The organism is Zoogloea sp. (assembly GCF_044344315.1).
Lineage (GTDB): Bacteria > Pseudomonadota > Gammaproteobacteria > Burkholderiales > Rhodocyclaceae > Zoogloea.
The window spans coordinates 1-16,148 of record NZ_JBIJDC010000109.1 but is presented as its reverse complement, the minus strand read 5'-3'; the positions used below and the strand labels follow the sequence as shown (position 1 = coordinate 16,148).

5 protein-coding genes and 1 tRNA gene are annotated in these 16,148 nt (G+C 66.2%); all 6 read right to left on the bottom strand.

Annotated features, from left to right (window positions below; genetic code table 11):
• Window positions 1-9,368, bottom strand: a 9,368-nt coding sequence (locus tag ACIQ09_RS18390) for a cadherin domain-containing protein (protein ID WP_398313220.1), incomplete at its 3' end; no start/stop codon positions are given.
• A 4-nt stretch (window positions 9,369-9,372) separates the two neighbouring features.
• The gene (locus tag ACIQ09_RS18385; protein ID WP_398313218.1) at window positions 9,373-10,278 is read right to left on the bottom strand and encodes an efflux RND transporter periplasmic adaptor subunit; all 906 of its coding nucleotides are present in this window, start codon (window positions 10,276-10,278) and stop codon (window positions 9,373-9,375) included.
• A gap of 4 nt (window positions 10,279-10,282) precedes the next feature.
• Window positions 10,283-12,229, bottom strand: coding sequence for a preprotein translocase subunit SecA (locus tag ACIQ09_RS18380; RefSeq protein ID WP_398313216.1), 1,947 nt, complete (start codon window positions 12,227-12,229; stop codon window positions 10,283-10,285).
• Window positions 12,226-14,373 (bottom strand): PqqD family peptide modification chaperone, encoded by a 2,148-nt coding sequence (locus ACIQ09_RS18375; protein ID WP_398313214.1) that lies wholly within the window; start codon window positions 14,371-14,373, stop codon window positions 12,226-12,228. The genes ACIQ09_RS18380 and ACIQ09_RS18375 overlap by 4 nt, the downstream gene beginning before the upstream one ends.
• Before the next feature lies 1 nt (window position 14,374).
• On the bottom strand, window positions 14,375-15,745 hold the full coding sequence (locus ACIQ09_RS18370; protein ID WP_398313212.1) for an efflux RND transporter periplasmic adaptor subunit: 1,371 nt from the start codon (window positions 15,743-15,745) through the stop codon (window positions 14,375-14,377).
• Window positions 15,746-15,992: 247 nt separating this feature from the next.
• Window positions 15,993-16,069, bottom strand: a tRNA-Arg gene (locus ACIQ09_RS18365).
• Between the last annotated feature and the right edge of the window lie 79 nt (window positions 16,070-16,148).

Below are 16,148 nucleotides of genomic sequence, written 5' to 3'. Positions count from 1 at the left end.
CTCAATACGCCCGTGTTGGCGTCGATCTGGAAGTGGGCAGCATCGGCACCACCGACGATGCTGTAGGCCAACGTCTGGGCAGGCTGGTCCGAATCCGTGGCAGTGACTGTCATCACGGCCGTGGTGTTCTCCGCCACGCTGGCGTTGCCGGGGCTGGTGATGACCGGCGCACTGTCGTTGATGGAGGTTACTGTGACGGCGATGGCGTGGGTGTCGGTGCTGCCCTGGCCGTCGGAGACCTGGACGATCACGTCGTAGACGTTGTCGCCGCCGGCATCGGTCGGCACTTCGAAGTCCGGCGCGGTGAGGAAGCTGAGTACACCGGAATCGGCATTGATCTGGAAGCGCGCGGCATCGGCGCCACCGCTGATGCTGTAGGTCAGCGTCTGGGCGGGTTGATCCGCATCGGTGGCGGTGACTGTCATGACAGCCGTGGTGTTCTCGGCCACGCTGGCGGTGCCGGGGCTGGTGATGACCGGCGCACTGTCGTTGGCGGAGGTTACCGTCACCGCGATGGCCTGGGTGTCGGTGCTGCCCTGACCGTCGGAGACCTGGACGATGATGTCGTAAACGTTGTCGCCGCCGGCATCCGTAGGGACTTCAAAATCCGGTGCTGTGAGAAAGCTGAGCATGCCCGTCGTGCCATCGATCTGGAAGCGCGCGGCATCGGCACCGCCGCTGATGCTGTAGGTCAGCGTCTGGACGGGCAGGTCGGCGTCGGTGGCGGTGACCGTCGTCACGGCCGTAGTGTTCTCCTCCACGCTGATCGATGCGGCCGCGCCGCCGCCATCGCTGCTGATCTCCGGTGCGTTGTCGTTGGCCGCGGTGATGCTGACGGAAATGCCCTGGGTGCTGGTGAGGCCGGCACCGTCGGCCACCTGGACGGTGACTGCATAGGTGTTGTCCGAGTCGGCGTCGGCCGGGGTCTCGAAGTCTGGCGGAGCCAGGAAGCTCAGGACGCCGCTCGCGCCATCGATGCTGAACAGCGCGCCATCGGCGCCACCGACGATGGCGTAGCTGAGTGTCTGGGTGGGCTGGTCGGCGTCGGTGGCCGTCACCGTGGTCACGATGGCGGTGTTTTCGGCAAGACTGATGGCGGCCGTCGCCCCGCCGCCATTGCTGGTGATCTGCGGCGCGTTGTCGTTGGCCGGGCTGACGCTGACCGACAGGGCCTGGGTGTCCACCCCGCCGCTGCCGTCCGACACCTGGACAATCACCTCGTAGACGTTGTTGCGGTCCAGGTCGGTGGGCGCTTCAAAGTCCGGTGCGCTGACAAAACTCAGCACGCCGGTGCTCCCGTCGATGGTGAATTTTCCGCTGTCGTTGCCCCCGGCAATGCTGAATACCGCAGCGGGCCCGTCGGGATCGGAGACCGTTACGGTGGTGACGAAAGTCGCGTTCTCTTCAAGGCCTTGCGAACCTGTTGCGCCGCCGCTGTTGGACGTGATCACCGGCGCGTCGTTGACCTGGATGGGGGTGACTGTTCCGCCGGTGATGGGGCTGCTGCTTCCATCACCGTCCTCAACGTAGGCGACCATGCTGCGGGCCGCGGCCGAAGGCGCGTCGGAGACGTTCTGGTAGGTGATGTTGCGTGCCATCGACTGAACGGCGGCCGGCGTGGCGCTGGCGTTGAAAGTCACGACGAAGGGCGTTGTGCCGTTTTGCCCACCGCTCCAACTCCCGATCAGCACTCCGCCAAAGGTGACGGCGCCGCCACTCACCCCGATCTGCCCCGCGCCGATGCCTTCATTGCGCAGGGCGATACGGTCTTCCGCCTGGCCGCCGGACGAGAAATACACCACCAGCCGGCCGCCGTCGAAGTTGGCAGAGTCCGGGTCGGTCACGGTGGCCGTCGGGGCAACGATGATGGCGCCGGCGTTTTCGGCGTAATCCACGTTGCCGGAGATGAAGCTGAAGCCCGGTTCATCGTTGACGTTGGTCACGCTGACGCTGATGGCCTGGCTGTCGGTTCCACCCAGGCCATCGCTGGCGCGCACGATGACCTCATAGAGGTTGTCACCGTTGGCGTCGGCCGGGGCTTCGAAATCGGGCGATGCCGAAAACTCGAGTAGGCCGGAGCTGGCGTTGATCGTGAAGCGGCCGGCGTCGGCGCCACCGACGATGCTGTAGGTGATGGTCTGGGCTGCGCCGTCCGGATCGACGGCGATCACTGTCGTCACTTCCGTCGTGCCCTCGGCGACGGAGACCGCCGCCGTGCTCCCTCCGCCATCGCTGGTAATTACGGGCGGATTGGTTGGAATGCTGGCGGAGAACTCCGAGGTTTCAACGAAGTTGCTCGACCCGTCGAGGCGGGTTGCCGTGGATGAGATCCAGTACTGGCTGCCGGCCGGCAAGGCCCCGGCGTAGGACGGGCCGAAGCTTGCGTTGCCACTGGCGTCCGTCAATACATCAACAAAGCAGATGTAGCTGCGGCCCTCCCCGTAGCCGGACGCATGGGGCCCCGGATTGGCAAAAAACTCGATGCGGAAACGCGTGTTGGCAAGGCTGTTGAGGGTGCCGGACAAGGCGATGTCGCTACCGGTTAGCAGTGCCGAGAGCAGCTCGGGCGTGTTCTGCAGGTTGTTGGAGCCGACGTCCGCATCGCCCGGGTCGTTGGCGGTCACCCAGTCACCGTCCAGGTCGATGCCCAGCGAGCTGCTGCCGTAGATGGAATTGCCGATGATCACCACGCCGTTGGCGCCGTCGGAAAGGCTTACTCCCGGGTGCAGGGCGCCGGCGTTGGCAATGATGTTGCCTTCACCCGGGTTGGAGCCCCCGATCATCACGCTGGACGCCTGGGAGACATGGATGCCCCGCTTGCCGTTGCCCTGGGCGGTCACCCCATCGGTGGCCACGCCAATCCAGTTGCCGCGCACCACGGTGCCGGAGGAGATGCCATAGATTCCGATGCCCTGCATGGCATTGCCGGAGATGATGTTGCGTGCGGCGGGTGTCGAATGACCGATCACGGTGTTGATGGCGCCACCCCACACTTGTATCCCCTCCTCCCCGTTGGCCACGATGGTGTTGCCAAAGATGAGGTTGCCGTCCCCCCCGTTTTCCACCAGTACGCCGTCACCAGCGTTGCCGGAAATCAGATTGCCTCCTCCCGACGTCAGGCTGCCGATGATGTTGCCTGACACCCCGTCCAGCTCCACGCCCTGGCCGGCATTGCCGATGTTGGCGGTGCCGGCGGCGTTGGTACCAATGTAATTGCCCGAGACCGTGTTGAAATCCGTATAGGTGCTGTAGATGCGGACGCCTGATCCGGTATTGCCGGAGATGACGTTGCGCTCGGCCGGCGTGGTGCCCCCGATCAGGTTGTTGCTTGCCGAGGCCTGTACCGACACCCCGTCCCCCCCGTTGCCCAAGTCGGCGGTGCCGGTGCGATCCAGGCCGATGTAGTTACCCTGGATGACGTTGTTGGTGGCCGTCGCGCCACTCACCACCACGCCCCCTCCGGTGTTGCCGGAGATGATGTTGCGATCGGCGGCGGAGGTGCCACCGACGATGTTGTTGCCGGATTCGGAAATGAACAGGCCGACACCGTTGGGCGCGGCAAGTGCGCCACTCAGATCGGTGCCCAGGTAGTTGCCGGCGATGGTGATGGCGGAGACCTGATTGACATGGATGCCGTAGAGGCTGAAGTTGCCGATGGCCAGCCCCCGCACGCTGCTGCCGCTGCTGCCCGGGCTGAACTCCAGACCCGTGGCAGTGGCGCCGGCGGCAGCACCATCGAGCATCACCAGGGGCGTGCCGGCATAGCCGGTCTGGGAAGTGCCTTCGATATGGATCACGGAGGTGATGGCCGGCAACACGGAATTGAGGTGGATGACCTGCGGCCCCGAGCCGATGGCGAAGGTGATGGTGTCGGCACCGGCCGAGTTGTTGGCGGCGAGGATGGCTTCGCGCAGGGAGATCTTGCCGTCGCCTCCCATGTTGGCAAGCAGGGCGGTGATGCTGGAGGTGTCGCCATCGGTGAGATCGGCCGCGGTGGTGACGACCAGCTCGTTGACAACGTCGTTGATGGTGACGGTGAGGGTCTGGGTGTCGGTCAGGCTGCCGTCGCTGACCTGGACATTGATGTGATAGACGTTGTCCCCATTTACGTCGAGGGGCGTTTCGAAATCGGCGGTCGAGACGAACTGCAGGACACCGGTCGTCGGGTTGATGGAGAAATGCGCAGCGTCTGTTCCACCCGCGATGCTGTAACTCAGCGTAGTGGTGGGGATGTCGCCATCGGTGGCGGTCACGGTGGTCACCGCGGTGTTGTTCTCCGGCATGGAGATCGAGGCACTGCCCCCGCCGCCGTTGCTGGTGATCACCGGTGCGTTGTCGTTGACCCCGGTGATGGTGATGGCAAAACTCGCCGAAGAGGTGCTACCGGCACCGTCGTCCACCGTGAACGAGAAACTGTCGGCCGTGTTTTCACCGCCACCGTGGGTGTAGGTGAGCAGGTTGCTGTCCACGTCGGCCTGGGTGAAGCTCCCCCCTGCCCCCAGCGCCACGCCACTGCGGTACAGGGTTCCCACGCCCGGTGCGGTGCCAAGGGTGTAGACCAGCTGGGCGGCGCTGTTGTCCACATCGGTGGTGCGCAGCATGGTGCTGGTGATGATGTTGCCCAAAGAGCCTTCGGCAAAGGTGGCGCCGGTGTTGCTGACGATGCTCTGCTCATCGTTGACGGCCGTAACGCTCAGGGCCGCAGTGTCGGTGGCGGTCGAGAAGGCGCTTGCCCCGCCGTTGGTGCTGGTGTCGGCGAGCCCGCCGTTGCTGCCGCTGGTCCTGTCCCAGGCGCGGAATGTCAGGGCGTTGGCAAGGCTACCGTTGAAATTGCTGGCGGGGGCAAAGTACACCCGCGTCTGGGTGTCGGCAGCGAGCAGGCGTGCGCTGGCCGTTGTGGGGGTGCCCAGGGTGCTCCAGCTGCTGCCGCCGTTGATTGTGTAATACCAGGTGCCGGATGTGGCATCTGCGCCGATCACGGCCAGGCCGGTGCTGGCGCCGAGATCCGGGTCGGAGAAGTTGTCCCAGCCGCCGCCGCCGGCGATGTCCACGAGAGTCGAGACCAGGGTGCCGACGGCGCCCGCCGGTGCTCCGGCATCCTCGGCGATCGGCGCGAGGGCCACCGCTGGCGTGGCATTGAGAATGGGCGCCTCATTGATGTTGCTGACCGTCACCGCGATGGCCTGGGTGCTGGCAAGCGTGCCATCCGACACCTGGACGATCACGTGGTAGATGTTGTTGGCGTCGAAGTCGACCGGCGACTCGAAATTGGGGGCGGTGATGAAGCTGAGCACGCCGGTGCCGCTGTCGACGGCGAACTGCCCTGCGTCGTTGCCCCCGGCAATGCTGTAGGTGAGGGTTTGCGCCGGCAGGTCGGCATCGGTAGCGGTGACGGTGGTGACGGCAGCGGTGTGTTCGACAATACTGACGCTGGCCGCCGCCCCGCCGCCGTTGCTGGTGATCGCCGGGGTGTTGTCGTTGACCGCAGTGATGGTGACGGCGATGGCCTGGGTGTCGGTGTAGGTGCCATCCGACACCTGAACGGTCACGTCATAGACATTGTTGGCGCCCGCGTCGCTGGGGACTTCGTAGTTGGGGGCGGCCAAGAAACTGAGCTGCCCGGTGCTGCTGTTGAGGGAGAAGCGGGCCGAATCCGCACCACCGATGATGGTGTAGGTGAGTGTGGAAGTGGGTAGGTCGGCGTCGCTGGCGGTCACGGTGGTGACCGGGAGGGTGTTTTCGGCCAGGCTGATGGCCGCTGTTGCGCCGCCGCCATTGCTGCTGATCACCGGGGTGTTGTCATTCACCGGCGTCACCGCGACGGCGATGGCCTGGGTGTCGCTCAGGAAACCGTCACTGACCTGCACGGTCACGTCATAGACGTTGTTGCTGCCGGTGTCGGTGGGCAGCTCGTAGTTGGGCGCCGTGATGAAACGCAGGGCGCCCGTGGCGGCATTGATGCTGAACTTGCCCGCATCGGCGCCACCGACGATGCTGTAGCTCAGCTCGGCCGCGGTGCTGTCTGCATCGGTTGCGGTGACCGTTGTCACTGCCGTGGCATTCTCAGCCGTGTTGACGCTGGCGGTGGTGCCGCCGCCGTTGCTGGTGATGGTGGGGGCGATCGGCGCCGTGTAGGAAATGATCAGATAGGGGCGCAGGCTGACCGTGGCGTACTCCGATGACGCAAAGGCCCAGTTGTCGGCACCGGGATTGGCCGAGGCCAGCAGCCAGCCCTGGTTGCTGCCGTTGTCTGCCCATACCTGCACCGAGCTGGCCAACCCGTTGATGGTGTTCCAGCCGGAAACCCCGGCGCTGAAGGTGGTCAGGGGCGAGCTCGCGGCCTCGGTGCCGTTCATCTGCACGCCCGAGCCCAGGCTGCTCCAGGTTGAGGCTTCCGACCACGACCCGAGCATGGTGTACAGGGAGACGGTGTCGGCGGCGTCCTGGTTGGTAACGTAGAAGGACAGGGATGCCGAATTGATGGTGGCACCGAAAGGGATCTGCCCTGCCCCGCTGCCAAACATGCTGTCGAAACGCAGCAGACCCTGGATTACCGGCGAGCCGTCGTCCACGATCACGGTGGTGGCGTTGCCGAAACTGGTGCCGGTGGCGCCATCGCTGACATAGGTGTCGACCGTGCCGGTGTAACCGGCCACATCCTGCTGGAAACGCACTGCGCCCACCTGGATGGTGATGCTGTCACTGTCGGTAAGGGCGCCGCCGCTGCCCGTGTTGCCCAGGTCGCTGGTGGTGATGCCCAGGCTGGCCGCACCGTTGTAGCCCGTGGTGGGCGTGTAGACCAGACCCTCCAGGGCGGCGTTGATGTTGGCCAGATTGCCGGAGAAGGTCATCGCCGTATCCGAACTGCCGTCTCCGCTGGTGAAGCTCAGGCCGGTGATGCGGCTCAGGCTGAGGCTGCCATTGGTGATCGTCAGGCTGACCTGCAGGTTGCCGCCGCCTGAGTCGGCATCGCTGACCACAAGGGGGTTGCCGTTGGCCGACGAAAAGATCAGGGAGGTGCTGATGGGCGTGCTCTGGGCGCCCGGCACGCTGTGGACCGGCGCATCGTTCTGGGCCACCACAGCCAGGCTGATGGTGGCCGGGTTGCTGGTCCATCCGGTTCCGTCGGAGAGGGCGAGGCTCAGGGTCCGGGTGAGGGTGGACGGTGCGTCACTGGTGTCGCGGTAGGTGACCGCCCTTACCAGGGCCTGGGTGGCGGCCACGCTGGCATTGCCGTTGAGGGTCACGGTAAGCGGCGTGCTGCCGTTGCCGAACACCCCGCTGAAGGTACCGATGACCACCCCGCCGTAGGTCACGTTGGCGCCCGAAACGCCGATCTGTCCGGCTCCGACGCCATCGTTGCGGATACCCAGCTCGTCGCTTGCCGTGCCGTTGGAGGTCAATTGGACAATGAGCTGGCCGCCGTTGAACGCCGTGGTGTTGGGGTCCGTCACCGTGGCGCCTGCATCGGACAGGGGGGCAGCGTTCTCCACGTAGGTGGCGCTGCCGGTGGACATGGTCAATACCGGCGGGAAGCCGTAGGTATAGCGCTGCATGAAGACGCCGTCGCCATCTCCGCTGCCATTGCCCTGCCACGTGATCACCATGCGGCCGTTCTGGTTGGAAACGACGCTGGGTGAATGCTGGTCGCCGGTAGTGGTGGTGTTGACCCGTGTCTCGCCGGTAACGGGGTTTCCCGACGCGTCGTAGAGACGCATGTACACCCCTTCCAGGTTGCCGTCCTGGGCGGTGCTCTGCCAGGTGACCGCAAAGCTGCCACCGCCAGTCATCGTGACCACCGGGTTCTGCTGGGCGTTGGCGGTGGTCGTGTTGAGCCGGAACTCACCCCCCTGGGCGACGCCACCGCTGTCGTAACGCTGGCCGTAGATCCCCTGCAGGCTGCCGTCCTGGGCGTAGCTTTCCCAGGTGATGATGAAGTTGCCGCTGCTGTCCATGGCAACGGTGGGGAGGTTCTGGTTGTCGGTCGTCGTGGTATTGACGTGGAACTCACCGCCCAGTGCCAGGCCGCTGGCGTTGTAACGCTGCGCGTAGATGCCGTCGGTGGTGCCTTCCTGGCCATAGCTCTGCCAGGCAATGACGAAGTTGCCGGCGGCATCCATGGCGATGCTCGGCTCCATCTGGTCGAGATCCAGAGTGGTGTTGACGACGAACTCGGCGCCTTGCGCCAGACCACTGGCGTTATAGCGCTGGGCCAGCACGCCCCAGCTGCTATTACCTGATGCCCAGGCCTGATAGGTCACCACGAAGTTGCCATTGGCATCCATGGCGACAGCCGGTTCGCGCTGGTCGTCGATGGTCATCGTATTGACGCGGAACTCGCCGCCCTGGGCCACGCCGCTGGCGTTGTAGCGCTGGGCGTAGATACCGTAGTTGCTGCCGTCCTGCCCCATGCTTTCCCAAACGACGACGAAGTTGCCGTTGGCAGCCATGGCCACCTGGGGGTTGCGCTGGTTGTCGAAGGTGTAGCTATTGGCCCGGAAGGCGTTGCCCAGTGCCGTTCCGTTCACGTCGTAGCGCCGTGCGTAGATGCCCTGGCCGCTGCCGTCGGCGCCGGAGCCGTCCATCCAGACGACCACGTAATTGCCGCTGCCGTCCATGCCCACGGTCTTGCCGGACCAGTTGTTGCCCTGGGAGCCGCTGGTGTTCTGGTTCACCAGGGTTTCGGTGCCCTGGGCGGCGACCCCGAGCACTCCACCCCACTCGGCCTGCAGGCTGGCGGAGGCAAAGGGTCGGGCTTCCACGCTGCCGGTCTGACGTTCCAGGTCCCAGTCGCCGCCCAGCAGGGCACTGCCGGTCGTGTCGATACTGGCGGCCACATCGGCCCCGGTCAGCTGGCTCAGGGTGGTGACCAGGGCCTCGCCGTCCGTTCCTGCGGCCACATCACAGCCATACAGCAGCAGATCACCACTATCGACCAGGGCATCGCCCCAGCCGGCAATCTCGCTGGCCCGCTGCAGGAGCACGTCCATGTTCAGCCGGCTTGCTCCGAGTTCGATCAAGCCCTCGCTGCCGTGCCCGACAAGGTGCACCGCCGCCACGTCATGATGCCCGGCCAGGGCTTCGGAGACCTTGGCGATGCCGTCCTCATCCTGCTCGATGAGGATAACTTCGAGATCCCGCCCGGCCTGGCGCTGGGCTTCGAGATCGTCGAGCAGGAGTTGCAGATCCGGGCTGCGGGTATCCACGAAGACCAGCTCGACACCGCCGCCATCTGCCGTCGCTCCATCGGTGTGTTCGAGGCCCACAAGGGCGGAGACAAGCTCACCGGACGGAAGCGGGTCGGCAGAATAAAGAATGCGCTGCTCGAAGGTCTCGATCAGCGCCCGGCGTCGGTGATGGCGATCCATGACATCAGGGGCGAGGCTTTGGTCGCGCCGGGCTGAGCGAGGCATCCATGCGTAGCCCACCCACCAGGCGGCGCTCGGCGGCGGGGGCTACCGGGGCCGGATCGGCAAAGCTGATGCGGCAGCGCAGGCCGGCCGGCAGCCGGTTGTTGGCGTTGGGCAGCACCAGGCGTACCCGAAAGGTGTTGCTGGCCGCATCCACCACCTTGTCCACCAGGGTAACGGTGGCTTCCTGGGGTGGGGTGTTGGGCAGATCCGGCGCCACGCTGGCCACCTCCCCCACCTGGATGGTGCCGAAGCGCGCGGCAGGAACGATTACTTCGACTCGCAGCGGGTCGATGCGGGCGACCTTGAACACGGGCTTTTCCTCCACCCGCTCACCCTGGGCGAGGTAGCGCTCCACCACCACGCCGTCAAAGGGGCTGCGAATGGTGCGCAGCCCCACCTGGGCCTGGGCCACGCCCAGCTCACGCCCCCACACCCGCTGCTGCTCGCGGGCCTGCTGGTACTTCTGCTCGTTGACCTGCAATTCGGTGCGAGCCTGATCGAGGGCCTGCTGGGCGAGGAAATTGCGCGCCACGAGATCTTCAGCGCGTTTCAGCTTCTGGCGGGCAAAGTCGCGGTTGGCTTCGGCGGAGTGCAGATCTGCCTCGGCCATGGCGCGTGTCCGGGCCACCTCGGCGGTCGCCCGCTCCACGTCGCTGCGCAGCACGGCCAGCACCTGTCCTTTGCGGATCACATCGCCGCGATCAACGCGCAGGCCCTCCAGCACACCGATGACCGGGCTGCCCAGATCGGCCACCCTGTCCGGCTCGATCAGGCAGCCGAGGGCGGGCGCCGGGGGGCTGGACGGCGCGGCGCCTGCCAGCCCCGCGCCACTCCCTATCACCCAGGCCACAAACCATCTGTTCATAGTGTCATTCTCCGGGACCACCAAACGAGAGTCCCCGCTCCCATTCACGATCCGCCTCCAAAAGCGCACGGCGAGCCCGTCTTTCCCGGCGGCTCTGCCTCCATTGGCTCAAACCCAGCAGCGCATCAAGCAGCCGCGGCCCGAGCCCGATCCGTCCATCATCGTCTTTCCCCGCCCTGCGGGTCAGTGCCATCAGCCCGGCCACTTCGCCGACCCGCGGTGTGTCCAGGCTGATCCAGCGTTCCGCACTGCCCGGGTCGCCCTGGCGAGCACTGCGCCCCTCCAGCTGGCGGTCAATGCGTCGGGATGCGGTGAACTGGCAATTCATTACATGCAAACCCCCTGCTGCTGCCACGCCGGCAGCCAGGGGAATATCCGTTCCGCGTCCGGCCATGTTGGTCGCGACGGTGACCTGCCCGGGCTCGCCCGAGCACGCCACGATGGCCGCTTCGCTGGCATCCAGGCGGGCATTCAGCAGTCCGTGGGGAATGCCCGCCGCCCTCAGACAGGCGGACAAGGCGTCGGATTCGGCGACCGAGGCCGTACCAATGAGAACCGGGCGACCCTCCGCCCGATACTCGGCAACCCGTCTGGTGACAGCTCCCCACAAGGCACGACGCGTGTCATATATACGGCAGTCAAGGGACTTCCTTGAGTTCGGCCGACGTGACGGAACGCATACCACGTCCAGTCCGTAGATCTCGCGCAGCTCTCCCCGCGCTTCATGCAGGGTTCCGCTCATCCCGCCAAGGCGGTGGTAACGGGGGAAGAAACGTTGATATGTGATCTGGGCAAGGGTCTCCGTATCCGGTGTCGGTCGGCACCCTTCCTTCAGCTCTACAAAGGTGTGCAGCCCCCGGGACCAAACCCTACCCGGTGCGGCGCGGCCGCTCACCTCATCCACAATCTCCACCTGCCCGTCCCGGATGAGGTAGTGCACGTCCCGTCGGTAGAGATGGCGGGCTGCCAGGGCGGTGCACACCACCTCCTCGCGCAGGCGGCGGGAACGCCAGCGCCCGCCCAGGCCGGCACTCAGGTCGGCCAGCCGGGCGCTGCCGCCGGGGCTCAATTCGACCCGCATCCCGACTGCTGGCACGGTGAAGTCCTGCCCTTCCACAAGCTCCCCGGCCAGGGCCCAGGCTTGCCAGGACAGGGCCCTGGCCGGGCCGCCTCGCACCTGCCGGGAGAGGATCAAGGGTGTCATGGCCTCGTCGATCAGCAGGCTGTCAGCTTCATCGACCAGGGCCATGCACAGCCCCCGCAGCAGGGCTTCACCCCGCCCGCGGGATGCGTTGCGGCGTTGCAGGTCGGCCCGCACGAAGCCCCGCCGCTGCCCGTCCCGCAGATAATCAAAAACGAGCTCCCGGGCCGTCACGTAGCAGATCGGGGCGGCATAGGCGTCGCGACGCTCAGCCTCGCTCATCGGGCCGGTGACAAAGCCTGCATGCAGTCCGAGGCAGGTGTACAGGGGCGCCAGACCGGTGGCGTCGCGTTCGACCAGGTAGTCGTTGGCGGTAAGCACGTGCACGGGGGTCCCGGCCAAGGCGCCGACACTGGCCGCCAGGGCCGCCGCCAGGGTCTTGCCCTCGCCTGTCGCCATCTCGGCCAGGCGGTTGTCGAGCATGATCAGGGCGGCGTGGATCTGCGCGTCGTAGGCATGCAGGCCAAGCCCCCGGCGGGCGGCTTCGGTTGCCACCGCCATGGCCTCCACGGTTCGTCGGGGCGTAAGGCCGTCACGCCCGATATGGGCTCGAAGCTTGTGCAGACTGGCAGCAAAGGTGCTGTCGTCGAGGCCCTGCCAGTCGCCCGTGGCCCGGCGTACTGCGGCAACCTGACGCAGGTAGGGCGCGCGGGCCCACGGCCAGCGGACCTGCGGCGGCTCGTGTCGCTCCGGGTAAGCGCCCCACACCAGCCCGGGAAGGGGCATGCGCGCGTGCAGGTGCATCGTCATGAGCCGGGGTCGAACTGGCGCAGGAAGAGCTGCTTGAGGCGCCGCCCCCACTGTACGGCGAGGGGGGCCCAGCCATGCTCGAAGCGCACCCATGCCCGGCCACCGGCCCGCTCGAGTACGGTTTCGTCTATGCCGATATCGAAGATGAAGACCGGTGCAATGGCCTGCTGGTGATCCTTGTCGGCCGGGTCCACGGCGATGTCGCCGCCGGCGTGCTCGCCCAGGGCTGCGCTGGGCAGCTTCTCGGTGGCGGCCGGCACGGCGCGCAGCAGGCGCCCATTGCGGGATTCATCCGGCGACTCAGCCAGCCGCACCGACACGGCCCGGGTGTCGCCGCGGACCAGGGCCGCCTCGTCCTGCTCCACCGCAACCCGAACCGTTGCGGCTTCGCTAGTGAGGATGTGGCCGAGCAAGGCACCACGGGGCACGAAGGCACCCTCCACGTCGGCCTGCCGGGGCATCACCAGGCGCCCGGAGACGCCGGCACGCAGCACCAGCAGGCTTTGTAGTTCCTCGACACGGCGCAACTGGGCACGCAGGCGCCCCACCTCCTCCTCGATATTGCGGGCTTTGACCGGGTCGCGCAGCATGGCCTGGTAGAGATCCACGTCGAGGGCCTCGAGTTGGCTGCGCAGTTTGACTGCATCGGCCACCAGCCGGCTGTCAGACAGATGCGCCAGGACCTGCCCGGCCACGACCTCCTCGCCATGGCGGGCGTCCAGATGTTCGATGAAGCCGTCGGTGCCGGTGCGCAGCTGTGCCTGTTCGGGCACCCACACCACGCCGCGGCCCACCGTGGCGAAGGGCAAGGGCACCAGGCAGAACAGAGCCACGGCGCCCAGGCTCAACGCTGCGGCCCCTCTCAGGGCACGCTGGCGGACAGGCGTCGGCAAGGCCATGGCAAGCAGGCGGCGCCAGAAGCGATAAACGGGGCGCAGCACGAGGACGAAGGCCAGGCCGGTGCCGGCGATGAGCCCCAGGGGCATCGACCAGCTGCCGATCCAGGCCACGATGGCGATGGACAATCCCAGACGGTAGATGGCTGATGCCGGAGCGTACAGGTACAGCCAGAAGCGCTCGCCCCGGCCGGGCTCCGGCGATGCAAACTGGGCCAGGCCGAAGCGGCGGTTGAATATCACGTAACGCCACCAGGCCTGGCTGCGCGGGCCGAGGTTGGGCAAGTCGAGCACATCGCACAGCACGAAATAGCCATCGAAGCGCAACAGCGGATTGCCGTTGAAGGCCAGTGTGGATACGCCGCAGATGAAGGCCACCACCAGCGCCACGTCCCGCACCAGGCCAGCTTCGACGATCACCCACAGAATCACGGCCAGGGCTGCGATGGCCAGTTCCACCAGAATCCCCACGCCGCTGACCATCAGCCGCTGGCTGGCATAGCGGAAGGCCGAGGCCGCCGAGGCGTCAACGAAGGGCGCAGGCATCAGTAGCAGCAGACTCACCCCCATCTGGTGGACCTCACCGCCCAGACGCCGGGTGGCCAGGCCGTGCCCCAGCTCATGGATGGCCTTGATGACGGGGTACAGCACCCAGGCCATCAGCAGAAAGCGGGGCGTGCCCATCCAGGTACGGACCTGCACGGCCAGCTCGGAAAAATTCATCGCCGCCGTGGTGGCACCGACGACGATAAGCAATAGCCAGAAGATCAGCACGGGCCAGGAAAAAATGCGACGCAGCCAGGGGTCGAAGCGCTGCAGCAAGGCCGTGGGGTCGCCGAGACGGACCCGGAAGGACAGCGGATTGATCGCCAGGCGGCGCTGCTGGCGCTGGGCCTGCTCTTCCCGGTGAAAGATCGCCTCCACGTCGGGGGTCAGTTCGCACTGGATCAAGCCCCGCTGATTGAGCTGCACCAGCAGACGCACGATCTCGTCCTGGGTCAGGGCCGAGTCGGGGTCGCGGGCCAGCAGGGCCTCGCTGATCTGGTCCGCCGTGTGCAGCCCGTCGCAGCGCCCGACAAAGGCGTAGGCGGCGGTGTTCATACGGTGAAAGCGCCCGCTGACCGGGTCGGCCAGGACGTGCCACACCTCGTTGCGATAAATCTGTCTCGTCACCCGCACCTGGGCCCGCAGCCGCGGATGGAGGCCGGCGACCCGGTACCACTGGCTGCTGAAGACACTGCCGCTCATGCTAGCCGCCCCACAGGCCCCAGGCCTTCAGCCGCAACCAGTCGGTCAGGCGATGGGTCCAGGCCCACAGCAGCGGGGCTTCGCCCACCGAGATGCGGGCCACGCCACGCAAGCCGGGGCGCAGGCTGTCGGGCTGGTACTCGAGGCTGGCCTCCACCTCGAAGACATTCTTGCCTTCCACCGGGCTGGCCAGCGGGGTGATCCGGGCGATCCGCAGCGGCAGCGTGTCCCAGGGAAGGGCCGACAGGGCCAGGCTGCCCGGCTGGGCTATCCTGATCCGGGAAATATCCCGTTCGTCCACCTCGATGATCACCCGGAAGCGATCCCGGGGGGCAATGGTGAGTAGCACATCGCCCCGCTGTACGGGGGCACCCAGGGACTGGCTCAGGTCGCCGCGGATCACGACGCCGTCGAAGGGCGCCTCGAGGCGGATGCGACCAAGCTGTTCATCCACCAGGGCCAGCTGAGCGCGGGCCTCTTCGGCGCGGGCCTGGCTGATGACCAGTTGTGTACGGTCGGCCCGGGCCATGGCGGCGGCGTAACTGTTCTCGTGCTGGGCGAGCTCGCTGCTCCATTTGTTGCGTTCAAGCTGCAGGTCCTGTCCGGCCAGTTCGGCCAACACCTGCCCGGCCTTCACCGTATCGCCGGGCCTGACATGGCTGTGGCGGATGAAGCCGTCGGCCGGTGCCACCAGCACGCGCTGGATGGCGCCCTCCACGCGGGCATTGCCGCCTACCCGGTAATCCATGGGTACCGCCACCAGGATGCCGAATACAAGCAACAGCCCGGCCAGCCCGAGACGCAGGCGCCCGTTGCCGGGGGCAAGCAAGTCGGCCCGGATGCGCTGGGCGCGGTCGCGCAGACGCTTGCGCCAGGGCCGTTCGCTCCGACGCATGAAATGCAGGACAGGCCCAAGCAGGGCGACAGCGTGTTCCCAGTCGGCCAGCTGTTCAGGCGAAACCGGCCCCGTGTGACGGAACTGAAGCTGCACCGCACCCACCAGTTGGCGCTTTACTACCAGGGGGAGGGTGCACACCATGCCCGCATCCCGGCGCAGGAGTTCCTCGTGGGCCAGCACGATCTGCGGTGCGTGGCCTGCCGGCGCCGGCACCACGACGGTGGCAGCCTGCTCGATGGATTCGTCCATCGCCGCGCCGATCACCCGCAGCATTTCAGTGCCATTTGTACCGCTGCTGCCTATGGTGCCGTGGGACAAGGCCACCACGCGGCTGAACCGATCCTCGACAAAGCCCACGGAAACACGCTCGCAGCCGAGACGGGTGGCGAGTTCGGAGGCAAAGGCTGTCGCAGACTCCCCCAGGCGGTCGTGGGAAACCATCGCCGCCTGCAAGGCAAGCACGTCGAGCTGCATGGGTTCAGCTGCGGCACGGGAAGGCGGCGCGTTCAGAGCTTCAGTCCTGAAAGAATGTCGTCCTCGTATTGACGACGCATTCCCGGGAAACTTTAAGCTGGCAAGCTTGGCACTGTGTCATACGACACGCTTGCCGAACGGGTTGCCGCGAGGCGTGCTGGAAGAGGGGGTGCCGGCGGGGAAAGACGCACAAAAGAAATGCAAAAAAGAAGGGGACCGTGTTTCCACAGTCCCCTTCTTTCGTGTTTGGCGCGCCCGGCAGGATTCGAACCCACGACCCCTTGGTTCGTAGCCAAGTACTCTATCCAACTGAGCTACGGGCGCATCTTCCCAACATTCAACTCCCGGAAAACCGGCAGAGAGAAAACTCTCCTGGAGTTGATCAAAGTTGCAAAAAGCAACT

Bases quoted from the DNA above. Each gene is read 5' to 3' on its own strand.
- ACIQ09_RS18370 (WP_398313212.1), bottom strand. From the start codon at position 15,745: ATGCAGCTCGACGTGCTTGCCTTGCAGGCGGCGATGGTTTCCCACGAC.
- ACIQ09_RS18380 (WP_398313216.1), bottom strand. From the start codon at position 12,229: ATGACGATGCACCTGCACGCGCGCATGCCCCTTCCCGGGCTGGTGTGG.
- ACIQ09_RS18375 (WP_398313214.1), bottom strand. From the start codon at position 14,373: ATGAGCGGCAGTGTCTTCAGCAGCCAGTGGTACCGGGTCGCCGGCCTC.
- ACIQ09_RS18385 (WP_398313218.1), bottom strand. From the start codon at position 10,278: ATGAACAGATGGTTTGTGGCCTGGGTGATAGGGAGTGGCGCGGGGCTG.